At 44.6% G+C, this 23,979-nt stretch carries 26 protein-coding genes and 1 pseudogene; 15 read left to right on the top strand and 12 right to left on the bottom strand.

Annotated elements, in window-relative coordinates; genetic code table 11:
- Positions 1 to 141: 141 nt before the first annotated feature.
- The 10 genes from J3U64_RS05060 to J3U64_RS05015 all read right to left on the bottom strand — a co-directional run bounded on the left by J3U64_RS05060 (position 142) and on the right by J3U64_RS05015 (position 9,643).
- Positions 142 to 687: a cysteine hydrolase family protein gene (locus J3U64_RS05060; RefSeq protein ID WP_267408523.1), complete on the bottom strand. Its 546-nt coding sequence runs from the start codon at positions 685 to 687 to the stop codon at positions 142 to 144.
- A 746-nt stretch (positions 688 to 1,433) separates the two neighbouring features.
- Positions 1,434 to 2,702 carry a Y-family DNA polymerase gene (locus tag J3U64_RS05055; RefSeq protein WP_267408522.1) on the bottom strand — a complete coding sequence of 423 codons (1,269 nt, stop codon included), beginning with the start codon at positions 2,700 to 2,702 and terminating at the stop codon, positions 1,434 to 1,436.
- On the bottom strand, positions 2,686 to 4,077 hold the full coding sequence (locus J3U64_RS05050) for a 3'-5' exonuclease family protein (protein WP_267408521.1): 1,392 nt from the start codon (positions 4,075 to 4,077) through the stop codon (positions 2,686 to 2,688). The genes J3U64_RS05055 and J3U64_RS05050 overlap by 17 nt, the downstream gene beginning before the upstream one ends.
- Before the next feature lie 10 nt (positions 4,078 to 4,087).
- The gene (locus J3U64_RS05045; RefSeq protein WP_267408520.1) at positions 4,088 to 4,711 is read right to left on the bottom strand and encodes a LexA family protein; all 624 of its coding nucleotides are present in this window, start codon (positions 4,709 to 4,711) and stop codon (positions 4,088 to 4,090) included.
- A gap of 261 nt (positions 4,712 to 4,972) precedes the next feature.
- Positions 4,973 to 5,215, bottom strand: a complete 243-nt coding sequence (locus tag J3U64_RS05040; protein WP_267390683.1) for a hypothetical protein — start codon at positions 5,213 to 5,215, stop codon at positions 4,973 to 4,975.
- A gap of 23 nt (positions 5,216 to 5,238) precedes the next feature.
- Entirely contained in the window at positions 5,239 to 5,847 is a 609-nt protein-coding gene (locus J3U64_RS05035; protein WP_100157293.1) for a Maf family protein, read from the bottom strand.
- A 151-nt stretch (positions 5,848 to 5,998) separates the two neighbouring features.
- Positions 5,999 to 6,991 carry an MDR family oxidoreductase gene (locus J3U64_RS05030; protein ID WP_267408519.1) on the bottom strand — a complete coding sequence of 331 codons (993 nt, stop codon included), beginning with the start codon at positions 6,989 to 6,991 and terminating at the stop codon, positions 5,999 to 6,001.
- Positions 6,992 to 7,151: 160 nt separating this feature from the next.
- Complete coding sequence (locus J3U64_RS05025) at positions 7,152 to 7,772, bottom strand: TetR/AcrR family transcriptional regulator (protein WP_267408518.1); 621 nt, start codon at positions 7,770 to 7,772, stop codon at positions 7,152 to 7,154.
- A 59-nt stretch (positions 7,773 to 7,831) separates the two neighbouring features.
- Positions 7,832 to 8,671: an SDR family NAD(P)-dependent oxidoreductase gene (locus J3U64_RS05020; RefSeq protein WP_267408517.1), complete on the bottom strand. Its 840-nt coding sequence runs from the start codon at positions 8,669 to 8,671 to the stop codon at positions 7,832 to 7,834.
- Positions 8,672 to 8,680: 9 nt separating this feature from the next.
- Complete coding sequence (locus J3U64_RS05015) at positions 8,681 to 9,643, bottom strand: PhoH family protein (protein WP_267408516.1); 963 nt, start codon at positions 9,641 to 9,643, stop codon at positions 8,681 to 8,683.
- A 253-nt stretch (positions 9,644 to 9,896) separates the two neighbouring features.
- Here J3U64_RS05015 and hisB point away from each other — a divergent pair.
- From hisB to J3U64_RS04945, 14 genes and pseudogenes are all read left to right on the top strand, one after another.
- Positions 9,897 to 10,478: pseudogene (hisB, locus tag J3U64_RS05010) on the top strand (imidazoleglycerol-phosphate dehydratase HisB); the annotation flags it as partial.
- Between the two features lie 293 nt (positions 10,479 to 10,771).
- Complete coding sequence (locus J3U64_RS05005; RefSeq protein ID WP_267408515.1) at positions 10,772 to 11,479, top strand: ATP-binding cassette domain-containing protein; 708 nt, start codon at positions 10,772 to 10,774, stop codon at positions 11,477 to 11,479.
- 147 nt (positions 11,480 to 11,626) lie between these two features.
- Positions 11,627 to 12,274 carry an imidazole glycerol phosphate synthase subunit HisH gene (gene hisH, locus J3U64_RS05000; RefSeq protein ID WP_267408514.1) on the top strand — a complete coding sequence of 216 codons (648 nt, stop codon included), beginning with the start codon at positions 11,627 to 11,629 and terminating at the stop codon, positions 12,272 to 12,274.
- 49 nt (positions 12,275 to 12,323) lie between these two features.
- Entirely contained in the window at positions 12,324 to 13,064 is a 741-nt protein-coding gene (hisA, locus tag J3U64_RS04995; RefSeq protein WP_100140428.1) for a 1-(5-phosphoribosyl)-5-[(5-phosphoribosylamino)methylideneamino]imidazole-4-carboxamide isomerase, read from the top strand.
- Positions 13,065 to 13,263: 199 nt separating this feature from the next.
- Positions 13,264 to 13,539 carry a hypothetical protein gene (locus J3U64_RS04990; protein WP_267390673.1) on the top strand — a complete coding sequence of 92 codons (276 nt, stop codon included), beginning with the start codon at positions 13,264 to 13,266 and terminating at the stop codon, positions 13,537 to 13,539.
- 33 nt (positions 13,540 to 13,572) lie between these two features.
- Positions 13,573 to 14,340: an imidazole glycerol phosphate synthase subunit HisF gene (hisF, locus tag J3U64_RS04985; RefSeq protein ID WP_267408513.1), complete on the top strand. Its 768-nt coding sequence runs from the start codon at positions 13,573 to 13,575 to the stop codon at positions 14,338 to 14,340.
- Positions 14,341 to 14,389: 49 nt separating this feature from the next.
- On the top strand, positions 14,390 to 14,803 hold the full coding sequence (gene hisI, locus J3U64_RS04980) for a phosphoribosyl-AMP cyclohydrolase (protein WP_267390671.1): 414 nt from the start codon (positions 14,390 to 14,392) through the stop codon (positions 14,801 to 14,803).
- Positions 14,804 to 14,818: 15 nt separating this feature from the next.
- Positions 14,819 to 15,166 carry a phosphoribosyl-ATP diphosphatase gene (locus J3U64_RS04975; RefSeq protein ID WP_416384980.1) on the top strand — a complete coding sequence of 116 codons (348 nt, stop codon included), beginning with the start codon at positions 14,819 to 14,821 and terminating at the stop codon, positions 15,164 to 15,166.
- An 85-nt stretch (positions 15,167 to 15,251) separates the two neighbouring features.
- Complete coding sequence (gene tatA, locus J3U64_RS04970; protein ID WP_267408511.1) at positions 15,252 to 15,452, top strand: Sec-independent protein translocase subunit TatA; 201 nt, start codon at positions 15,252 to 15,254, stop codon at positions 15,450 to 15,452.
- Between the two features lie 9 nt (positions 15,453 to 15,461).
- Positions 15,462 to 15,938: a Sec-independent protein translocase protein TatB gene (gene tatB, locus J3U64_RS04965; protein ID WP_267408510.1), complete on the top strand. Its 477-nt coding sequence runs from the start codon at positions 15,462 to 15,464 to the stop codon at positions 15,936 to 15,938.
- Complete coding sequence (gene tatC, locus J3U64_RS04960) at positions 15,939 to 16,721, top strand: twin-arginine translocase subunit TatC (protein WP_267408509.1); 783 nt, start codon at positions 15,939 to 15,941, stop codon at positions 16,719 to 16,721. It abuts the gene before it with no gap.
- A 103-nt stretch (positions 16,722 to 16,824) separates the two neighbouring features.
- Positions 16,825 to 18,633: a PglL family O-oligosaccharyltransferase gene (locus J3U64_RS04955; protein ID WP_267408508.1), complete on the top strand. Its 1,809-nt coding sequence runs from the start codon at positions 16,825 to 16,827 to the stop codon at positions 18,631 to 18,633.
- A 162-nt stretch (positions 18,634 to 18,795) separates the two neighbouring features.
- On the top strand, positions 18,796 to 19,479 hold the full coding sequence (locus tag J3U64_RS04950; RefSeq protein WP_100140421.1) for a response regulator transcription factor: 684 nt from the start codon (positions 18,796 to 18,798) through the stop codon (positions 19,477 to 19,479).
- A 40-nt stretch (positions 19,480 to 19,519) separates the two neighbouring features.
- Entirely contained in the window at positions 19,520 to 20,929 is a 1,410-nt protein-coding gene (locus tag J3U64_RS04945; protein WP_100140420.1) for a sensor histidine kinase, read from the top strand.
- A 133-nt stretch (positions 20,930 to 21,062) separates the two neighbouring features.
- On the opposite strand, the gene yihA is transcribed toward J3U64_RS04945, so the two are convergent.
- A complete protein-coding gene (yihA, locus tag J3U64_RS04940) occupies positions 21,063 to 21,713 on the bottom strand; it encodes a ribosome biogenesis GTP-binding protein YihA/YsxC (protein ID WP_267408572.1) in 651 nt (216 codons plus the stop codon).
- Between the two features lie 275 nt (positions 21,714 to 21,988).
- Here yihA and J3U64_RS04935 point away from each other — a divergent pair, with 275 nt between their 5' ends.
- Positions 21,989 to 23,554: a TerC family protein gene (locus J3U64_RS04935; protein WP_267390664.1), complete on the top strand. Its 1,566-nt coding sequence runs from the start codon at positions 21,989 to 21,991 to the stop codon at positions 23,552 to 23,554.
- A 65-nt stretch (positions 23,555 to 23,619) separates the two neighbouring features.
- Here J3U64_RS04935 and J3U64_RS04930 read toward each other — a convergent pair whose 3' ends face one another.
- Entirely contained in the window at positions 23,620 to 23,823 is a 204-nt protein-coding gene (locus J3U64_RS04930; RefSeq protein ID WP_100140418.1) for a glycine zipper 2TM domain-containing protein, read from the bottom strand.
- Between the last annotated feature and the right edge of the window lie 156 nt (positions 23,824 to 23,979).

The raw sequence follows: 23,979 nt of genomic DNA, 5'->3' as shown, positions 1-23,979 counted from the left end.
ATATATATAAAACAATACATTATATAATTATACATATTTATTAGTTTCATCACTTATACTTAATAGTATTGTTATAATTTTCTCTTATTTTAGAAATATATTAGTTTATTCCTTTTAATTTCAGTTATCAAAATTAAATCATCATACAATAGTTGCACCTAAAGTGTTTTGAAAATGTTTTAATGCCCACTCATGACCGATAGAATCGAAGCTGGCAACGGCACTCTGATGTATGACTATTTTATAGTTCAGATTATAGGCATCTACGGCGGTATGTAGCACACAGATATCGGTGCATACACCGGTTAAATGTATTTCGGTAATATTTCTTTCGCGCAAGCGTATATCCAGATCGGTGCCGCTGAAAGCGGAATAATGGCGTTTATTCAGCCAGTATACTTGTGGGTTGGTTTGATTTTGTCTGTATAGTTGTTTGAGTACGCCATACAATTCTTGCCCCTGAGTACCGATGACATTATGTGGTGGGAAAAGTTTGTTTTCAGGGTGATAATTATCATCTGCTTTGTGTGCATCTATGGCAAATACTACGAAATCTCCCTGTTCCATAAAGGTTTTGGTTAAATTCACCATCGCGTTTTCAATTGATTGTCCGGCTTTTCCGGTTGTAAGCGCGCCGTCTGTTGCGATAAAGTCATTGGTGTAATCGATTGAAATCAGTGCTTTCATATATGATGTTTAAATTGTGGTTATTGATGATATCTCATAAGATCAAATAATAACTCTTCTGATTTTTTACAAGCAATAATATTAAATACTCTTCTGCTTAGAAGAAGTCTGTAGAAAATAGACTCATTTTATAAGCTTTTGTGACTGTTTCAATATCTTTTAATGTAGGAATTAAGACGGTCTGTTGGCTTCTGTTATTAAGTGAGGGTATTTAAATTTTATTAATACTGTTTAGCTATGGCTGTTCACTCTCTCGTTAAGTACTCCTTCTATTTGTCACACATCAGGGCAAAATACCGAACTGGAAATTTTGGTGTGTAAATAGTTGTAGAAAATGCTTCTTGGTTCATGTTTTATGCGTTTGTCTTGCCAAGTAAACCGGATATTGTTTTCTGATCCGGAAAAACTGTGATTTTACGTACCTGAATGTTTTTGGTATTAGTATGTTGTACTTATTCTTCTTTTTCTTAATGAATCAAGATTTCTGGACTAGAAAATTGAGATGAATATTTAACGGAATAAAGAAATTTGGAAATTTTTTAGAATGCGGGATGGTGGATTCTGATGCTCAGGGAGTGTGAAACAAAAAATAGAAGGTTCCAGATTAGCCAAATTTAAAAGGCATTTATTGCACAGATTTCCCAGTTATAGAATTTGTTTAAATAAATTATTGCTGTATTGCTAGATAAGCTGATATTTAGTTATTTTTATATAAAAATTTACTATGGTTTAATTCGTGTGTATTTTTAACTGGTGATTACAGCTAAGTCAGTTATCTGAGTGGTGTAGCAGGGGCTAAGTTGGGCACGGGTCATGAGCCAGTGGTTGGATTGCAGTTCGCTACCCAGTTGGATGCTATTGCGGCCGTAGTGGTTGGTGATGTTGTCCCATGCGACCATCAGTTCGGGGCGGTGGTTGTGTTGGCTGGGGCAGAGTAAATCCAGTTGTTGGAAGTGATGTGTTGGTTCGATGCCGCCCAGTTCGATGCCGCATTTTTTGTATTCGTAGCCGGGGCGGTAGATGCGGCGCAGTAAATTCTGGGCGATGCGATTCAGGGTGATGCTGTCGGCGCTGGCATGTGGCAGTTTGATGAATTGGTAGCCATTGTATTGGGGCAGGTCGTGGCGGAAGCGGTTGGTGTAGATAAATACGCCGATGATATGTGCCTGACTATGCTGTTCGCGCAGTTTGGCGGCGCCAGCGGTGATGTGGTGGCTGATGGCTGCTTGCAGACCTTCGAGGCTGGTGACCATTCTGCCGAAGCTGCGGCTGCGTACGATGTTCTGGCGGTTGGCTTCTTCAATGATAAGTTCGCTACAGGGGATACCCTGCATTTCGCGCTGGGTACGTTCGAGTACAACGCCAAACTGTTTGCGCAGGGTGGGAGTGTGGGCGTTGATGAAGTCAAGGGCGGTGTGGATACCCTGTGCGGCTAGTTTGTGGCCGATTCGGCGGCCAATACCCCAGATTTCGGTGACGGGTTCGCTGGCAAGGGCACGTTTCTGGATGTTGTGACTCCAGTCTGTCCAGACGACAACGCCGTTGAAATGGTGGCGGTGGCGTTTGGCTAGGTGGTTACAGAATTTGGCCAGTGTTCGGGTGGGGGCAATGCCGACGCAGGTGGGTATGCCAACCCATTGCTGGATGCGGTTGCGGATGTTGTGTCCAATCTGGTGCAGGTTGCTTAGTCCTTGCAGGTCGGCAAAGCATTCGTCGATGGAGTAGATTTCGATGGCGGGCACAAGGGAAGCGATGGTGCTCATCATGCGCCGTGATAGGTCGGCATACAGTTCGTAGTTGGATGAAAAAACGGTTAGTTTGCCTTGTTGTATGAGATGCTGAATCTGAAAGTAGGGTACGCCCATTTTGATGCCTATGTCTTTGGCTTCGTTGGAACGTGAGATGACGCAGCCGTCGTTGTTACTGAGTACGATGATGGGCTGTTGTCTGAGCTCGGGGCGGTAAACTCTTTCGCAGGAGCAATAGAAGTTATTGCCGTCAATCAGGGCAAACATGGGAGGGGTTCAGGGTTTGCAGGCGGTGTTTGTGTTGCTGGATGATCTGGTAGACGTCGCGATCCAGCTGGCCTTGTGGTTGGCTGAGGATGGTGTGCAGTTCGTCGCTATTGCTGGCGCTACCCAGATAAATCCAGTGATGGAAGATGTGGTATTTCTGTTTTTCTTTGACATAGGCGTAGTGATTAAATGGCCAAGCGGCCAGTTTGATTTTTTGTAAGGCCAATGCCAGTTTGAGGTTGTGCATGTCGGCGCTGATTTTGTGGACACAGGCGCCGCTGCACTGGTGTAGCTGGTGGCGGAAACAGGGGCGGTTGCTGCTGCCTTTTTCGATACCGAGGGTTTGCAGGCACAGGTCGGTGCTGCTGATGGTGCTGTTGATGGTTTTCTGGGCATCGCTTTTACTGTGAAACAGGCCGTAGTAGCGCTGCTGCTGGTTAAGTAGAACATGGCGCATGGGGACGATACTCAAGGTGTCGTAGCCGTGCGCATTGGTGTCGACCCTGAAGCTAAACAGGTCTTTCTGGCGGCGCAGGCGGCGGTTAAGGATGGGTTGACGCTGTTTGATTTGTGCTGATTCGGTTAGCAAGGCATCCAGTTCGCCGCTACAGGGGATGATGTCTATTTTTCTGGCCTGTTGTGACAGGCTCATTTCTTTGCTGTTGTGCACATCCTGGTTGAAGTGGCTCAGCAGGCGGGTTTTGACTTGTTTGCTTTTGCCGATATACAGGGGCAGGTCGTTGTCGCCGTATATGAGGTATACGCCGTAATCGTCGCGGATGTTTTTCAGGATGTCGCTGTGGAGGTGGGTGGGCAGACTGGGGCGCTGCATGATGGTTTTGCAGGCCTGTTGCAGGGTGTCGGCTGAAAAGTTGTGTTTGAGTTGCTGCCAGAAGTCGTAGATGGCACGGGCATCGGCAAAGGCACGGTGACGGTTGTGCATGTCGATTTTGTGGCGGGCGATGATTTTGTCTAGGCCGTGATGTTTGTGTTCGGGATAGAGCAGGCGTGACAGTTTGACGGTACACAGTTGCTGCGGATTAAAGGTGTGGCCGAGTCGTTTGAAGGCGGCTTTAATGAAGCCGTAATCAAAGCGTACGTTGTGGGCAACGAAGATGCGATCTTTGAAGATGGTGGCAAGCTGGCTGGCAATTTCGTTATTAAAGTATGGTGCCTGTTCTACCATTTGGTTGCTGATGCCGGTGAGCGCTTGAATAAAAGGTGGAATGCTGGTGCCGGGGTTAAGCAGGGTATGGAAGAGCTGCTGTTGGCCGGCTTCAGTATAGACGACAGCGATTTCGGTTATGCGGTCGCTGGTGGTGCGACCACCGGTGGTTTCGATGTCGACAAAGGCTAGTTGTTGGTCTGAGTACATGGTTTATGGGTTAGCGGACGTGTTTGATGACATAGGTGACGACGCCGACGATGGCGAGGGTGTCTCCTTCGCTGAATTTGAAGTTAGGATAGGATTGACTGTTGTTTTCGGAATGCAGTTCGACGTTGCCGTTGTCGAGTCTGTGTAGGCGTTTGATGGTGAATTCGTTACCTAAATCGGCCATGACGATGTCGCGGTGTCTGGGGGGCAGGGAGCGGTCGATGATAAGCAGGTCGTTGCGGCTGATGCCGGCGTCGTGCATGGAATCTCCGCCGCAGCGTACGGCAATGGTGGCGGCCTGATTTTTGATCAGGTATTGGTTGAAATCCAGATAGTCGCTGATGTATGGCTCTGCTGGACTAGGGAAACCAGCAGGAATGGTTTCTGTGGCCAGCGGGATGTTGAGCTGGCTGAGGTCGCTGGCTATTTTCCAGCAGTCGAGTGGTAGATGTTGTGCTGGTTGTAATGGACTGTCAGCCAGCTGATCAATCAGGTGCTCTACTGTTGGTATTAGGCTGACGGGGATGCGTTTGACTATTTTTGGTCCGGCAATTCTGGCTTTGCGTCCAGCGCCGGTTCTGCTACCACCATGTGTGTTGGATTTTGCTGTTGTATCAACCACTAATATGCTCATCTTGATTAAGTTATTTAATCAAGAATGGTAGGGTTGTGATTTTTCTGCGTCAATTGTATCTGGCTGTAGCCTGCTGATAATGATTTGTTTTTATGTGGGTTATGCGGTTGGATATTACTTCTGTTGATGTAAGCTAACCGGTTTTGTGATTTTTTGATTATTCTGAATCATTGTTATTAATTGCAGGTGAATGGGTGAGATCGTTGCGCAGTCAATATGCGTTTGGATAATTTTAGGTGGGTAAGTATAGCTGCGAGTTGTCTAGTTTGGTGGCTGAGGTATAGAGGCCGGTCGGGAAGAATTGACAGAGGTTGATGGGATAATGCTATCTGAGGCGGTTTCATCAGCAATCCGGTCGAGGGTAGTGGTAGCTTCAAGGTGAGCGTTTTGTACATCGGAGGCGGTGATGGCTGCGGCTTCACTGGCGCTGCGATAATTTTCATGGTGTGAGCAGGCAGCCAGACTGGTAATGGCGAAAATAGGTAGTAAAGGCAGTATTTTCATGATGAATATAGATATTGTGTGGATTAATCTGGATTGGTAAGTGGAGTGCAGCCGCATTGGTTGAGTAGCTGGGTGGTTTCATAAACGGGTAAGCCCATGATACCGGTAAAGCTACCGCTGATATGCTGAACCAGCATTCCGCCCAGCCCCTGGATGCCATAGGCTCCGGCTTTGTCCAGTGGTTCACCGCTGGCAATGTAAGCAGTAATCTGTTCATCCTGTAAGGGTGCAAAGTGTACAGTGCTGGTTTGCAGGCTGTGCAGGGTTTGGTTGTGCCAGTAGATGGAAACGGCGGTATGTACCTGATGCTGGCAGCCTGAAAGTAGTTTGAGCATGCGTGCCGCATCGTCGGTGTTGACTGGTTTGCCCAGAATGAGGTTATTCAGGCTAACGGTGGTGTCGGCGCTGATCAGCGGAAATTCCGGTGGCTGTTGCTGTGTCTGGTGCCATGTACTGAGTGCTGCGCTGTTTTTCATACGTGCCATGCGCTGCACATATTTAGTGGCGTTTTCGTCTGGGTAGGGCGTTTCATCAATCTCTGCGGGCAACCGCAATACATGGTAGCCAAGATTGGTGAGGATTTCATACCGACGGGGGCTGCCGGAAGCAAGGTAGACGGTAGGCGGGTTCATTGATAAGGAATGGTGTGTTGGGTGTGTATGTTATCGGTTGATTGTGGTTATTTTAGCATTGCCTTACGCAAAATGGTTTTTTTCTCTGGATATCGGTGCGGCTGGATTTTGGTCTAGATCCAGTTACGAGCAGCGGGCTGGTTTTGTCTGGTTAGAGGTTTACATCAACGATAAACCGACCTCTGATTTTGCCTTTAATGATGTCTTGAGCGGTTTCAGGGCACTCATTCAGGCTGATAGTGTGGGCAATGTGCTGTAGTTGCTGTGTATTCAGATGTTTGGCCAGAAAATCCCATGCTGCTATGCGTTGAGAGTAAGGTGCCATAACGCTGTCGATACCGGCTAGAGTAATGCCTCTAAGTATGAAAGGGGCTACTGTGGCCGGTAAATCCATGCCCTGAGCCAGACCGCATGCGGTTACGATACCGCCATATTGAGTCTGGGCACAGATGTTAGCCAAGCTGTGTGAACCGAGTACATCTATAGCAGCTGCCCATTGTTGTTTTTGTAATGGTTTTTCTGCACTGGCTAGTGTTTTACTGTCAATGAAGTGGTGTACGCCTAATTGTTGCAGGTAATCGGTGTTACTGATTTTGCTGGTAGCAGCGGTGAGGGTATAGCCTAATTGAGCCAGTAACATAATGGCAACGGAACCGACACCTCCTGTGGCGCCGGTAATAAGAATGTTGCCATGTTCTGGAGTAATGCCATGTTTGATGATGCGTTGAACACAAAGGGCGGCTGTATATCCGGCCGTACCGATCATCATGGCTTGCTGGGTGCTTAAGCCGGCTGGTAAGGGGATAAGCCAGTCTGATTTAAGATAGGCATACTGACTCAGACAGCCCCAATGGGTTTCGCCACAGCCCGAGCCGTTTAAGATGACGCGATCTCCAGCTTTAAAGTGCTCGCTGCTGCTGCGAATAATGGTACCGGCACCGTCTATGCCGGGTACCATTGGCCATTGCCTTACTATGGGGCCGCTATTAGTGATGGCCAGAGCATCTTTATAGTTCAGACTAGAAAACTGAATTTGTATCAGGGTATCGCCTGTTTGTTGTAGCAGATTTTCTTCTCTGATTTGTTGGATGCTACAGGAAAAATCGTTTTCAGTTTTTTCTAAGAATATGGCCTTGGATAACATGACATTATGCCTTTTAGGGGGGTAACTAGACGAACGGTCTAATTTTGATTATAGGCTGGTTGTCAGTAATGAGCAATTGGTTAATTGGTCAATGCGGTTGGTTTGGTTAAAGCGAAAAAGACGTGTTGAAGTAGCTAATGTGGCTGGCAGCTGGGGTGCGTTAGGCGGATTTGATTAAATTGAAAAACTGTTGGGTAAATGTGTCTAGTGGTGTGGCATTTTTCAGCAGTTTGGCTCGGCTGACTGCTCCTTCCCAACCTAGCCAAAAGAAACACGCCAGTTGGTTGCAGTCTGTTTGCTGGTTTATTTCATGTTGCTGCTGGGCCAACCGTAAGCAGCTGGCGATGAGGTGCTGCCAGTTGTGTAAAATATTGCTGAGTAAAGCGGGGTAATCCGGCGGAAGCAAGCATTCGTCCTGCATTAGTTCGCCAACTAGGCAGCCGCGGTTGAAATGGTATTCAGACATGCTGTTTCTGGCATCTGTACAGAATGCCTTGATTCTGGTTAGTGCAGAAGAAATGTTTTCGTTGAGTAAATGCTGTTGTAGTTTTTTTGTGAAAAAACTGTTGTAGTAATCGAGTATGGCATAGCCAAATTCTTCTTTGCTTTTGAAATAATAATAAAAAGAGCCTTTGGGGACGCCTACTTTTTTAAGTATGCTTTCAATATTTGCACTGTTGTAGCCGTATGTGGTCATGGCTTCCACGCCGCTGCGGATAAGCGCAATTTTGGTATTACGGCCTTTACGGGATAACGTTGGCGTTGTAGCTGGTTCTGTCATCGTACTATTGTGTTGTTCTGAATTTTGGTATGGCCTATTTCAGGCAGATTGAAGAGCTGTTACTTTCCCTGTTTACTGACGGCTTTACGACAAAGCCAGTCCAGCCACGTGATAGGAAAAATTTTTTTTAAATACCAGAAAAGATGTGCCGGTACGGTAACCGGATAGCGAGCTTTAGGTTTGTGGGCATTCAGGGCGCGCGCGCAAACGCTGGCACATTGTTCAGCCGTTAATGTAAAGGGAGCGACGCTGCTTGTGGCTTGCAAGCGGTTGAGTTGAGCCTGATAGGCAGCACGATGAACGCTGTTCTCTACATCAATGTACTGTTTGAATTTAACCAGCGCATTGGGTCGAAAACGTGTGGCTATAGGTCCGGGTTCGAGAAGACTGATATAAATACCGCTCGCATGAGTTTCCAAGCGTAGAGTATCGCATAGTCCTTCCAGTGCAAATTTAGAGCTGTTGTAGGCACTACGCCACGGCATGGCAGCATATCCAAGTATGCTGGAATTAACGAGTATACGGCCGTATTGCTGACGCCGAAATATTTTCATGGCGGCATTGATGCATTGCCATGTACCGAATACATTGGTATTAAACTGTTCATGCAAAGCTGTGCGGCTGATGTCCTCAGCGGCACCAGTTTGTCCGTAGCCGGCATTGCAAAATAGCGCATCCAGATGGCCGAATTCACTCAGTACTGTATCAAAAGCGGTTTGTATTTGTTCATCACTGGTAATATCCAGCTGGAGGCAGTGAAAACCTTCTGCACGTAAACGTGCAACATCTTCAGCGCTACGGCAACTGGTATAAACTCGCCAGTTGTCTTGGCGTAATAATTTGGCGGTGGCGTAGCCAATGCCACTGGAGCAGCCGGTAATCAGAATGTTTTTTTGCATGTGATGACCTTATCGGAGTTCGTTTTCCGCAGCGGCTTCGTAGGCATCGACAATTTTCTGTACCAATGGATGGCGTACGACATCTTCACTGGTGAATACATGAAAATAAATACCGTCAATGTTGCTGAGCTTTTCACGGGCATCTTTCAGGCCGCTTTTGATATTTTTAGGTAAATCAATTTGGCTGGTATCACCGGTTATAGCAGCCTTGGCACCAAATCCAATACGGGTAAGAAACATTTTCATCTGTTCCGGTGTGGTGTTTTGTGCTTCGTCCAGAATGATGTAAGCTCCGTTTAGTGTACGCCCGCGCATATAAGCGAGAGGAGCAATTTCAATCAAGCCTTTTTCAAGTAGTTTAGTGACGCGGTCAAAGCCCATTAGGTCGTAAAGAGCATCATATAAGGGGCGCAGATAGGGATCGACTTTCTGTGTCAGATCACCGGGCAGAAAACCGAGCTTTTCACCTGCTTCTACGGCAGGCCGTACCAGTACAATTCGTTCTACTTGATGTTTTTCGATGGCATCGACAGCTGCTGCTACTGCCAGATAGGTTTTACCGGTACCTGCAGGACCTAATCCGAATACTACATCGTGTTTTAATAAGGCCTGTATGTAGCCGTTCTGCCGCGGGGTACGGCCGCCAATGTTACCGCGGCGAGTACGCAGGGTCCAAGTTTTGGGTTCTTGATGATTGGTTTCAGGCTGGGTGGTGGTTTTGGCCTCTACAGCAGCCAGCTGGATATCGCTGTCATTTAGGTCGCGTTGGCGTGCAATCGTGGCTAGACTCTCCAGTGCGTTGATTCCTTGTGTAATTTGAGTGCCGGTTAAAGTGAAATGGTCAAAGCGGCGGGTAATTTCCAGATTCAGTGCTTTGCCCAGACTGGCAATATGTTGATCCAGAACGCCACACAGGCGTTGCAAGGCAGTGTTATCTATGGGTTCGAGCTGGTAATGGCTGGTTTGACTCATGGTTAGACTTAATGCAATTGAACAATTTTTAATATGTAGTCAAGCTGGTCGAAAGCAAGGGTGACTTGATGATAATAATATTTGCTGTTACAGGGGCTGAATTGTTGATTGGCTATTTAAAAATGGCTGATTGACCTTGCCTGCGGGCAGGACTTGGTATAGATTGTGGCGGTAAATAGAGGGATGCTGCTGGCAATATACGCCCGCAAGCTTATCAATGATTCTGCGGATGGAAAATTGCATGCGAACTGCGAAGATTACACGGAATACCAGTGAAACGAAAATTCAGATAAGTTTAAATCTTGATGGTACTGGTGTAGGCAGGTTTGATACGGGAGTGCCTTTTCTGGAGCATATGCTTGATCAGATTGCCCGTCATGGTTTAATTGATTTGGATATCCGCTGTCGCGGTGATGTGCACATTGATGACCATCATACTGTTGAAGATATTGGTATTGCTCTGGGGCAGGCACTGAAGCAGGCGTTAGGCGATAAATGTGGAATTGCCCGCTATGGATACAGTTATGTGCCGCTGGATGAATCGCTAAGCCGTGTCGTGGTTGATTTATCGGGACGACCGGGACTGGTGTATAACGTTGAATTTACCCGTGCGTTAATTGGACGCTTTGATGTTGATTTGTTTAGTGAATTTTTTCATGGACTGGTCAATCATGCAATGATCACGCTGCATATTGATAATTTGCGTGGTGTGAATGCGCATCATCAGGCTGAAACAATTTTCAAAGCGTTTGGTCGTGCTCTGCGTATGGCTGTAGCTGCGGATGAGCGTATGGCTGGAGTAATGCCTTCTACTAAGGGTACTTTGACTGCATAAATATTAGTTTGATTTCAATAATCCGTTAATGAGTGTACATTAGCGGATTATTTTTTAATCCTGCTTATGTGATTTATTGCTTTGAAAGAACAGATAAGGTGTTATTGTAAACATCGTTATAAGTATAATAATGTTTTTATTCAATTTGTTGTGCAAATAAAATTTTTTATAATTAACATTTATGAATATTCTTTTATTTGTGTATTTTTTTGTTTTTTTGTGATAGTGTGTATCTGTCGGGTCTGATGGTTGTTTTAGTAATTTTTTTTATTGCCAGTCTGACAGGTTCGGATATGGATAAGCTGATTGGAATATGTAATGACCTTGATTTAGAGCAAGGTAGACAAATGAATGATGATGTAATGGTAATTGATGTAAGGCCTATCCAATATTGGCAGCACAACGATGCTGAGAATATGAAGTATGAAACTCAGGCTAGTTTTCAGCCTGATTTTGAATCTGAATATTATTTAGACAAATTAATGCAGGTCGATTTGCAAACTGATCAGTCTCATGATGCTATAACTAAGATAGTGAGAGTGTGGCAACATGCTGATCTGTTTCCGCATTTGAATGTGGTCGATAATCTGACATTGATGCAAATGAAAGTATTGCATCTGGATCGTTTAGAAGCGCATAGTAAAGCATTAAATTATCTGTCTCAGGTGGGTTTATATCGTCAGGCATTGAAATTTCCGGCAGATTTATCCGCTGGTGAACAGTTTCTAGTAGCGGTGGCGCGCAGTTTATGTGTGCGGCCACAAGTCATTTTGTTGAATAAAGCGATGCAGCAGCATGCTGAAGCAGACAGGGATGTTGATTTGCAGACAGTGATGAAAGCATTGCTGATGGATGGACTGGTTTTAGCCAGTGAGCTGGATGTGAAAGAATTGGCTTGTCGACAAGATAATAATGTAGAAAGTAATGTGGAAGCCGAACCTATGGAGATGCTAAAGGAAGAAAGTGGTTTCTTTCCACTTTGGAATTTTAGCTACGTATAATGAGAATGGTTTGGTTTCAGATTTTCAGTTAACTTGGTTTAAGGTATGATAACGGGCTGTTTATTTGCATACAGCCCGTTATTTTTAACCAAATTCCGGATTACCTTGCTTAAAGTTAATACAGTAAATTTTGATAAAGATGTGAAAATGAAAGTAGCTATTGTCAATTATGGTATGGGTAATCTGCATTCGGTGCTGAAATCAGTTCAGGCGGCTGGTCAGTTACAGCAGATTAAGGCTGAAATTATGCTGACGTCTGAACCGGATGAGGTTTATGCAGCAGACAAAATAATTTTTCCCGGACAGGGTGCCATGCCAGATTGTATGGCAGCTTTGCTGAAAAGCGGTTTGGCAGAAGCATTAATGGATGGATTGCAGCGTAAACCGTTTTTCGGTATCTGTGTTGGTGCGCAGCTACTGTTTGAACACAGCGAAGAAGGTAATACATCCGGCTTGGGCTGGTTTCCTGGTTGTGTTAAGCGGTTTCAATCCATTGTAGCTGTGAATAATCGTCCGCTGAAAATACCGCATATGGGCTGGAACCGTGTTCATCAGACTCAGCAGCACCCTTTATTTGCCGGTATATCGCAGAATGAATGGTTTTATTTTGTACATAGCTATTATTTGGCGCCGCAGGAATCATCTCTGGTATTGGGTATGTCAGATTATGGTGAAGATTTTGCCTGTATCGTGGGCAGAGATAATGTATTTGCCACACAGTTTCATACAGAGAAAAGCCATGTGGCGGGTTTGCAGTTGCTAAATAATTTTTTAAAGTGGGATGGTACGCAGTAGTGTCCTTAAAGTATCTGTTTTCAACTCGTCTAGATTATGTGAATTTAATATGTTATTGATTCCTGCAATTGATTTAAAGGGCGGACAGTGTGTGCGCTTACAACAAGGCCTGATGGAGCGGGCCACCGTATTTTCTGATGATCCTGCACAGATGGCTTTGAGCTGGTGTGCCCAAGGAGCTCGCCGCTTGCATCTGGTGGATTTGGATGGGGCGTTTGCCGGAAAACCAGAAAACATGACCGCAATCAAAGATATACTGAAACAGGTGGCAGATAATGTGCCGGTGCAGCTTGGAGGTGGAATTCGTGATTTGCATACAATAGAACGCTATTTGCAGCTGGGTTTGAGCTACGTCATTATTGGTACTGCTGCGGTAAACAACCCGCAATTTGTGCGTCAGGCTTGTGCTGCCTTTCCCGGGCAAATTATTGTTGGAATTGATGCAAAAAATGGGATGGTGGCAACAGACGGCTGGGCGAAGATAACAGATTTTCAGGTAACAGAGCTGGCCAAACGTTTTGCTGATGATGGTGTAAATAGTATTATTTATACGGATATCGGCCGTGATGGCATGATGAGCGGGGTCAACATTGATGCCACAGTCAAATTGGCTCAACAGACATCTATACCCATTATTGCTTCTGGTGGGGTAACTGATTTGGCGGATGTGGAAGCCCTGTGTGCTGTCGCAAAGGATGGCATTGCTGGAGCCATTGTTGGGCGTGCTATTTATGAAGGTACGCTCGATTTGGCAACAGCACAGAAAATAGCGGATCAGTACGAACACTAGTTCTCATTTTATGTGCATCAAAATATCTGCATTCAGTTTTATGCTGTAGCTGTAAAGTATCTGTATATTTTGATCAGAGTTGCTAGGTGATAGATAAGCTGAATATTTTATTTAACAATAACCTTACAGTACTTATGGAGACCGAGTAATGATTAATATATTAAGTTCCCTGATTTTGGCATTGTGGTTGGTTCTTAGCATGAATCGGTCAAGGCAGATTTTTTTTGAAACCAGCATTTATATCATTGCGATGATAGGGATTAACTGTATTATGCAACATGCATGGCCGGATGTGAATAGTGCATGGCTTTTAGGCTGGATTGTGCAATGGTTTTTTGTCTTTATCGCAATTTGGCTGTTTGATATTGTTGCACTGGGTACCATCAGTGCGCTTATTTATTCGATTGTAGTCGGCGTTATCTATTACTATTTACAATTAAATATTCCTGCTCTGGTTGAGCACTGGATAAAATAATTACCATATAGTTTAGCTGAGAAAGATGGCATTATGGCTTTAGCCAAACGCATTATTCCGTGTCTGGATGTGGACAATGGGCGTGTTGTGAAAGGGATTAATTTTATCTCCCTGCGCGATGCCGGTAATCCAGTGGAAATTGCCCAGCGCTATAATGATGAGGGGGCGGATGAACTTACTTTTCTTGATATCACTGCTAGCTCAGATAATCGCGATACGATTTTGCATGTTATCGAAGCGGTAGCTAGTAAGGTATTTATTCCGCTGACTGTAGGAGGTGGTGTGCGCAGTGTTGAAGATATCCGCCGCCTTCTGAATGCCGGTGCAGATAAGGTTTCAATTAACACAGCCGCTGTCAGCAATCCAGACCTTGTTAATGAGGCCAGTGCTTTTTTTGGCAATCAGGCAATTGTTGTGGCCGTGGATGCTAAAGCAGTGGATGCTGAAAATTCACGCTGGGAAGTTTTTACCCATGGTGGCAGGCGTCAAACGGGACTTGATGCAGTGGAATGGGCGAAAAATATGGCCATGCGTGGAGCAGGGGAAATTTTGCTAACCAGCATGGATAGAGATGGAACTAAAGCTGGTTTCAATATACCACTTATCCAATCGGTAAGTAATGCTGTCAGTGTGCCAGTAATCGCTTCGGGCGGTGTTGGCAATATTGAGCATCTGATTGAAGGTGTGCAGATGGGGTATGCTGATGCGGTACTTGCAGCAAGCATTTTTCATTTTGGTGAAGTACGGATTCATGACGCTAAATTAGCCATGCAGCAGGCTGGTATTGAAATGCGTATTTAATTTGTCTATATATAGGTTGAATGTCTGTTAGAAAATAAGGACAATAGTTGTGATCAATACGCTTTTGGATGCGGTAAAGTGGAATGATAAAGGATTGGTCTGCGCTGTGGTTCAGGACAGGCGCACTTTGCGCGTGCTGATGGTGGCATGGATGAATGCCGAAGCGTTGAGACAGACTGTTGCTACTGGTTTTGCACATTATTACAGCCGCTCACGACAGAGGCAGTGGATGAAAGGTGAAGAGTCTGGGCATACGCAAAAGGTATATGAGCTGCGTTTGGATTGTGACGGTGACGCGCTAGTTTTGCTGGTTGAACAGCAGGGTGGTATTGCCTGCCACACCGGACATGCTAGCTGTTTTTACCGCATTTATCGGAATAATGACTGGATAAGTACCGATCCTGTTATTAAATCAGAAAATGAAATATATACCCAGTCTGAGTGCGCTCAGAAACATAAATAAAATAAAGAGAACATGATGACAACTAAGCCGGTTGCAGCAGATGTAGCCATGATTTTAACTAAATTAGCTGATGTGCTGGATTCCAGACGCGGGGCTTCGCCACAGACTTCTTATGTAGCTCAGTTATTACAAAGTGGTGAAGATAAAATTTTGAAGAAAGTTATCGAGGAAGCAGGCGAGGTGCTGATGGCTTCCAAGGACGGTGACAAGCATCATTTGATTAAGGAAGTAGCTGATGTCTGGTTTCATACTATGGTATTGCTGACCTATCATCAGATTCGCGTAGAAGAAGTTTTACAGGAGTTACAACAGCGACAGCATGTGTCTGGATTGGCTGAAAAAGCCAGTCGTCAGCCGCAGTAATTGCAACCAAATTTCTTAATATGCGCTGCTGTCTTCATACGGCGGGCGCATGTTTTTTAAGTAGTTGAGGTAAAGGAAAAGCATCATGGGTAGTTTTTCAATTTGGCACTGGGCAGTGGTATTGCTGATTGTAGTACTGATTTTCGGTACCAAAAAGTTACGTAATATTGGTAAAGATCTGGGCGGTGCTGTACATGATTTTAAACAGGGTCTGAATGAAAGTGATCGTGAAACACAGAAAAAAGATGATGTAATCGAACATAATAAAGACGATAGTAAAGTTTAGAAGGTATTTATGTTTGGTTTGGGTTTTGGAGAGATTCTGCTGATTGCGGTAGTGGCTCTGGTGGTTCTGGGGCCGGAACGTCTACCTAAGGTGGCACGCAGTGCTGGTCTCTGGGTGGGGCGTATTCAGAATTTCATCAATAATGTTAAAACCGAACTAAGCGAGCAGACTGGGGTAGCAGAATTTAGACAAGCACGTGACAGTATTGAGGCCGCTGCGCGGTCATTTGAGCTTGATGTTAATAATAATGTACGTAGTATACGTGGTGAGGTAGATGCATTAAAACGTCAGATCGCTACTGATGAAGCAGCAGAGACCGAAACCAAGATGAACCTTTCCGAGCCACTGCACTACAGTGGTACCAATTTGTCTGATGCTCCGCTGGTGCATCGGGTTTCGCTGCATCGGCAGGCGATACAACGCCGGCGCGATATGCGTCCCCGACATCGTATTACGCCTAGATTGCGTATACGCCGGCACGGATAAATGAGCAGAGTAATAGTAATGCCGGTAGATGAAAATACTGAATTGACACTGATAGATCACCTGTTGGAATTACGTCGCCGTGTGATGTGGATTCTGGCTATTCTATTGTTATTCTTTGCGATTATGGTGCCTTTTGCACAGAAAATATATACTTTTGTTGCAGAACCTTTGATGGTGAATCTGCCAGCTGGACAGCATATGATAGCAACCGAAGTGATTGCGCCATTTTTTGTACCTTTGAAGGTGACAATGATGGCTGCTTTTTTACTAACATTGCCACATACGTTATATCAAGTCTGGGCCTTTATAGCTCCTGGCCTTTATCGTCATGAAAAACGTTTGATACTGCCTCTATTAATTGCCAGTGTCTTTTTGTTTATTCTGGGAATGGCATTTGCCTATTATCTGGTTTTCCCAGTTATTTTCCGTTTTCTGACTGGTATTACACCTGTTGGGGTAAGCATGGCTACCGATATCGACAAATATCTGTCTTTTATATTAGGTATGTTTGTGGCATTTGGAGTAACATTTGAAGTTCCGGTACTGGTAATTCTGTTAAACAGAATAGGGGTAGTATCTGTGCTTCAGTTGAAAAAAGCTCGCCCTTATGTTGTGGTTGGTGCATTTGTCGTGGCGGCAGTGGTTACACCGCCAGATATTCTGTCACAAACGCTACTTGCGATCCCTTTAATTTTTCTTTATGAAATCGGGATTTTGGTTTGTCGTTGTGTTGGCAGTGATAAGAAAAAGTCCTCTTTATCATATCCGGCACAAAGACAATAAATTAATTTTTATACTGAAATAAACAGGCTGCCTGAACATTTTCAGGCAGCCTGTTTATAAATAAATTCAAGACAGTTAACGACGTTGTTCGATGGAGAATTGTATGGATCAGTCGCCAATTGATTCGTGTTCGAATATTTACCGCTCAGCTACATGGGTCTGGTGGTTGGGAATGTTGTCGCTGTGCATTGTGCCGTTTATGTCTAGCTGGCGCGTAGGTACCCTGTCTAGTTTTTATCTGGAAACAGGAACATTATTTTTTGTGCTTTGTCTTGCTGGGCTGACGGTATTGACTCGCAGAACCAAATTTTCATTGCCCAACAGTAGTATTGTACTGTTGGTGTTGGCACTATTGCTTGTGATACAAGCACGAGTAATGAATCTTACATATACTAGTCAGTCCGACCTGACCGCATTAGTTTTTGTGGTAATGGCTATACTTGCTTGGGCGGCGCGTGGATGGGTTATTCGCATCGGCCAGACTCAGGCTGTTACGATTTTGGCTATGGCGTTGGTACTGGGGGTGCTATTACAGTCTCTAGTATGTTTAATGCAGTTTGTGGGTGTAAATAGCTGGATTCCGGGAATATTGCGTGGACCAGGAAATCATTATATTTATGGTCAGCTAGCTCAGCGCAATCATCTAGGACATTACCTGATGTGGGGCGTGCTGGCTTTGTGTTTTTTGTGGCAGCAGCGACGCCTGCCGAAATGGGTGGTGTGGCCATTGCTATTTTGGTTTACCGGTGTAATGGGGCTGATTGGTTCTCGTACGATTATTCTGTATGTGCTGGTTATCGGGTTATCACTGTTTTTCTGGCGTTGGCGTGCGGGTTCTGCTGCTAATCGTTTTTTAATGAAACTGGCTATTGCCATTGGCTTGGTATTGCTGTTTCAACTGGTATTGAGCCCACTGTTTGATTTTTTTCTTCATATTAGTTTTCAGTCTGGTACTGCTCGGCTGGAGCAGGGTGGGTTTGCTCAGTCAGGGCGCCATATGGAGTGGCATAAGGCATGGTTAATTTTTAAAAGTGCCCCATGGTTTGGTTATGGTTGGGGTAGCTATGCCTATCAGGGATTTGCAATTGCAGATGTGTATCCGAATGGTTTCCGCCAATATGAAAACACGGTGCTATTTACACACTGCCACAATCTGGTGTTACAGCTATTGGCAGAAACCGGTATTACTGGTCTGTTAATTGTGTTGGCTTGTTTTGCTTTGGTGATCTGGCCACATCTACGCAAGGGATTTAATCCGGCTTCAATTGTTTTAGTAAGTATGATATTGGTTTCTTTATGCCACAGTATGTTGGAATATCCGCTTTGGTATAGCTATTTTCTTGCTATATTTGTTCTATTTATGGCATTGACACCGATTACGAGCGCTCAATTAACAAAATCCTGTCGGCCTGTTTCTAAGTTCTCCAATCAGGCTGGAGCGATTCTGGCTTTAATCGCCATGTTGATGATGATCTGGCAAATGCTGCTGTATCAACAATTTTTAAAAGTTCGTGCTAATGGTCAGATAGCGCAGGCTGAGCAAATGAGCAGATTGCATAATTTGCGTAAGCATATGTACTTTATGCGTTATTATGTTGACATGGCTGTTATCGAAAAACTGAATGTTACTGATTCTTTTTTACCATTATGGGGTAAACAAGCGGCATTGTTGGCGGGAAGATATCGACCTTACAGCAACACATTTATACGTGGACTTTACCTTGAGCAGGCACAGCAAAAAACGGCTGCTCATGACTGGTTTACAGAGGTAAGTCATTACTATCCCGGAATGATTCCTAGTTTTATAAGCAGAATCAGAAATCAACCATATTCCGTCGCAGCAATACAACAAATGCAGCAGGATTGCCTGAAATATCAGCAGCAAAGTGCGCTGAAAATGAATTGTATGTAGTGTTCAGACAGATATTTAACATTGTGGTTTTTAATGAAAAAGTGAGCAAAAGCCTTGCTATTGTAAAGATAATTCCAACCTACATGTTAAGATATCAAGTGTAAATATAGTAAATACGTCTGTAGTCAATACAGAATGTGCACTTCCATTTAGGAGGATGATATGAATCGTGTGTTATTAATAGATGACGATAATTTGTTGACAGAGTTACTCACTGAATATTTGACAGCTGAAGGGCTGGAAGTGAGTCGTGTTGCCGATGGCGAAGCAGGTGTGAAAGAAATTTTAACCGGTCAGTACGATGTGGTGGTATTGGATTCCATGATGCCGAAAATGAACGGTTTGGATGTGCTTAAAACGGTACGTGTACAAAGTAAGATTCCAATTATTATGTTGACTGCCAAAGGCGATGATATTGATCGAATTATAGGTCTGGAAATGGGTGCAGACGATTATGTACCAAAACCCTGCCAGCCTCGCGAATTATTGGCTCGAATCAATGCCATTTTACGTCGTACACACCAGAGTCAAGACAATGATCAGAATGGAATTCCTAACAGTATTTCAGCCAGTGGGGTGGTGCTGTATCCGGCCAAACGTCAGGTTACCATTGATGAAGAACCACTAGAGCTGACCAGCACAGAATTCAATCTGCTTGAAGTACTAATGCGCCACGCAGGACAAGTGGTAAGTAAGGAAACTTTGTCTTTGGAAGCGCTGGATCGAAAACTGGCCAAATTTGACCGCAGTATTGATGTACATATTTCTAGTATCCGGCATAAGCTGGGCAATGCTAGTCTGATTCAGACTGTACGTGGTCTGGGTTATCTGTTTGTTAAAAACTGAACCAGAATACAGGCTGTTGTTAAACAGCCTGTTTTAAATTATGAAACTGTTTCCCCGTATATTTGCTACATTCTGCGCAGTGATTGTTTGTGCGATTTTTGTGGCCAGCTCTTCTTTTTGGCTGGTGCAGAATACGCTTGCTGAGACCCGCTTCAAGCAACAGCGAAATTTTGAAGAAAATTTGCTCAGCAGTACCATGAATGCCTTTCAAGCACGTGGTGATGCCGGTATTCGTGAGCAATTGTTGGAATGGGGAAACAGTCCGGGCGGTGAAAATCTTTATGTTATCACCGGTGATAACAAAAATGATATTCTTGGCCGTCCTATAGACCCTGAGGACATTGATAAGGCTCATGAGTTTGCCTTGTCGCATCCTAATTCAAAACTGGTGCAGATATCCTATAATTCTCTTGGCGAGGAATATCTGTTTATGATTCGCGGCTGGAATCATGAGCGTACCCCACGTCCGCCTAGCCCGTTTTTTATTCCCGGTTTGCCGATTGCACCGGTCTGGCACGAATTTATAATTCTCAGCTTTATTATTATTGTTGGTCTGCTTACGGCATATATTTTGGCCAATAATATTACCCAGCCAATTCGCGTGTTGTGGCGGGGTATGGATCGGCTGGCTCATGGCAATCTACAGACACGTGTGTCACATCAGCTATCAGAACGACGTGATGAACTTTATTCATTGGCAGTGCAATTTGACAATATGGCGGATAAATTGCAGAAGCTGGTGGAAAAAGAACGTCATTTGCTGCATCACGTTTCGCATGAAATGCGTTCGCCACTGGCTCGCATGCAGGCAATTATTGGCTTGATACAGGTACAGCCACAGAAGCAAGAACAGCATTTACAGCGGCTGGAAAGTGAACTTGGACGTATGGATTTGCTGGTTGGTGAACTACTCACTCTGTCTCGACTGGAAACGTCTGATTTACCTATAACGCTGGAACCGCTAGCCTTGGTGCCAGTTATCAAGCAGATTGTTGAAGACAATCAGGCGGTAGCTATGCAGCATCAGCAGACTTTATCTTGGCAGTGTGATATTCCGGATACGGCAATGGTGAAGGCAAACGAAAGCTATTTGTACCGCGCCTTTGATAATGTTGTTCGTAATGCAATAAATTACAGCCCAGATGGTAGTGAAATCAAAATTCATCTGCATGAGGGCGGTAAGCAGCAATGGCAGGTGGATATTAGTGATAATGGTCCGGGGGTTGCTGAAAACCAGCTGCCGCATATTTTTACTGCTTTTTATCGGGCGGACAGCAGTGCCAATAAGCCAGGAACGGGGCTTGGTCTGGCTCTAACCAAACATATTATCGATCGCCATCATGGTAAGATATACGCAGATAATCAACAGCCAAAAGGCCTGAGTATGCATTTTTTGCTGCCTAAATTTACGCCAAGTAGAAACCGGAATCGGCAGAAGAATAAGAGTTGAATAATAAATTACTGAAGAATCAAGCCGGATAAAGTAATAGTCTTTATCCGGTTTTCTGTCTAATTGCTCAACATTTCTGGTTGAGCTGAAGAATTCTCTGGCTTTAGTGTAAATTTGTCTTGAAGCACATCAATTACTCGTCTGCCTTGGAGGCAGGTGTTTCGGTTTCAATCGCTGGCAGGGTAGCATTCTGAGCAAACCAGCTTGCAGCAATCTGATTAACTTCCTCCATACCTTGCTTTTTTAAGCTGGAAAATAGTTGTACCGAAACCTGCTGGCGAGCAATGAATGGTTGTAACGCTTTTCTGACACAGGCTAAAGTTTTAATTTGCTCATTTTTGGATAATTTATCAGCCTTGGATAAAAGAATATGCACGGGACGATTGGTTACGGCGAAAAAATCCAGCATCTGTTTGTCTAGCTCTTTCAGAGGATGGCGTGCATCCATAATTAGAATTAGCCCAATAAGCTGAGTCCGTGTCTGTAGATAATCTCCCAGTAAACTGACCCAGTGTCTGCGTACTGCTTCTGGCACCTGAGCATAACCGTAGCCGGGTAAATCTACCATATACCCGCCGTTTGTCAGTTCGAAAAAGTTTATGTGTTGGGTACGTCCTGGCGTTTTGGAAACGTAGGCCAGACGCGTGTGGTTAGTGAGAGTATTAATGGCGCTGGATTTGCCTGCATTACTTCGGCCAACAAAAGCAATTTCTGCACGTGTGTCTGGCAGGTCTTTTAAATGATTAACAGTAGTATAGAAACGGGCGTGACGAAACAGATTCATGAGCAACAAAATATGAAAATAAGGCTGTAGCATACCATGTTTTTAAGTCTGATTCGGCTTCGAAAACAGATGTTAACGCCGGATTAATGGTGTGGTACTTGATTTTTTGTTGCATACTGCTAAACTGATAAGAAGTTTATTTTTAGGAAATGTTCAGATGAAAGACGGGGTCTCGGGCCGCAAGAGTGTGCGTGTAGACTGGTTTTCTCTGATTTTCAGGCAGCTTTGCTCGTGCAGCAGGCTGCCTGTTTCCGTTTAACGTATAGGAAAAGAAAATGGATTTTAGCTGGTTGGGAGAACCGGCCACGTGGGTGGGACTAATTACCCTGGTAATTCTGGAAATTGTTTTAGGTGTCGACAATCTGGTATTTGTGGCTATTTTGGCGAATAAAGCCAGTCCGAAACAGCGCGACCATGCTCGTATCGCCGGCCTTACTCTAGCCGTACTGATACGGATTGTGATGCTGGCACTGATGTCATTTATCATTACCCTGACGAAGCCGTTTGTGCATATCGGAGGTTTTGGTATATCGGTTAAGGACTTGATTATGTTCGGTGGTGGATTGTTTTTGCTGTACAAGGCCACCACTGAATTACATGAACGCCTTGAAGGCCATACCGCTATGGCTTCGATTACAAATGTGGCTGTCTATGCCAGTTTCTGGAGTGTGGTTTTACAAATAGTAGTACTGGACGCAGTCTTTTCACTTGATTCTGTGATTACTGCTGTCGCGATGGTACAACATATCACTGTGGCTATGATGGCTGTGATAATCGCGATGGGGATGATGATATGGGCTAGTGGTCCGCTTACCGAGTTTGTAAACCGCCATCCTACTGTGGTGATGTTATGTCTTGGTTTTTTGCTGATGATTGGCTTCAGTCTGATTGCTGAAGGTCTACATTTTGAAATTCCCAAAGGCTATTTGTATGCGGCCATTGCTTTCTCCATATTAATTGAGATTTTCAACCAGATTTCTACGCGAAATACCCGTCGTAACGATATGATCGGCCGTTCGTGGCGCTACCGTACCGCAGACAGTGTGCTGGGTATGATGGGGCTGCGTGAGAAGGAGCTGGCCAAGAATGGTACCCCAACCGAAGATGACGAGCACTTCGAAGAAAATGAGAAATCCATGATTCGGAGTGTGCTGACGCTGGCCGAGCGCCCCATCATGGGTGTGATGACGCCGCGCAGTGATATCGAGCGGCTGGATTTATCGCAAACGCGTGAGCAGCAGCATCAGCAGTTACAAGACACACCTTTTTCAAGGCTGGTGGTGGTTGGCAAAGCCGGTATTGATGAACCGTTGGGCTTTGTTAATAAAAAAGATCTTCTGAATCAGCTACTCAAAGGTGAAGCACTGAATATACAGGCCGCACTGCGTCAACCACTGGTTTTACCAGACAGCAGTACTGTGCTGGATGCCATGGAATTGTTCCGCTCACGCAGTGCCGATATTGCGCTCGTGGTGGATGAATTTGGTGCCGTACTCGGACTTGTGAGCATGAAGGATTTAATGGAAACCATTGCCGGTGATTTTCCAGAAGAGTATGAGCGTGCTGATGCGCCAAGTATTCAGCAAAATGCTGACAAAAGTGTCACGGTAGATGGCAGCCTTGAATATGCAATACTGGCTCAGCATCTGCATTTGCCAACTTTGCCGGAAGATGCCGAATATCACACAGTAGCCGGACTGATAATGGAAGAAATGCAGGATATTCCGGATGTGGGGGATACCATTGATTATGCCGGTTATCGTTTTGAGGTTTTAAGTAAGGACGGACATCGGCTGGAAAGAGTACGCATCAGCAAAATTGAACTTCCTGAATCAGAATAATCTGAATTTATCAGAATATAAAAAAAGCCTGCTAGTACAGCAGGCTTTTTTCATTTCGTACTTGCTTATTTAATCTGGCTGCCAATTACGCCGCCCAATGCAGCACCACCTAAGGTGGCACCTGTGTCTTTACCCATCAGGTTACCAGCTATACCACCCACTACTGCACCTTCGGCAGTGTGACGCTGAGCCGGAGTCATATCTGCACAGGCAGAAAGAGATGCTGCTACTGCGGCTATTACAGCTAATGTCTTCATTTTGGATTTCATATATATGCCTCTTTGTAAGAAAATAGATTTATCGTGTGTATTAACTCTTCATTATATTGCTATATTGCTGGCGAATGTATAGAAAGTCAACAATATATTATTACTGTGTTAATTATATCAGTGAGAAGACAGTCTGGTGGAAAAACTGCATTATTA

Source organism: Snodgrassella sp. B3800 (assembly GCF_026535865.1).
Taxonomy (GTDB): Bacteria; Pseudomonadota; Gammaproteobacteria; order Burkholderiales; family Neisseriaceae; genus Snodgrassella; species Snodgrassella alvi_E.
This window is presented reverse-complemented; position numbering and strand designations above follow the sequence as displayed.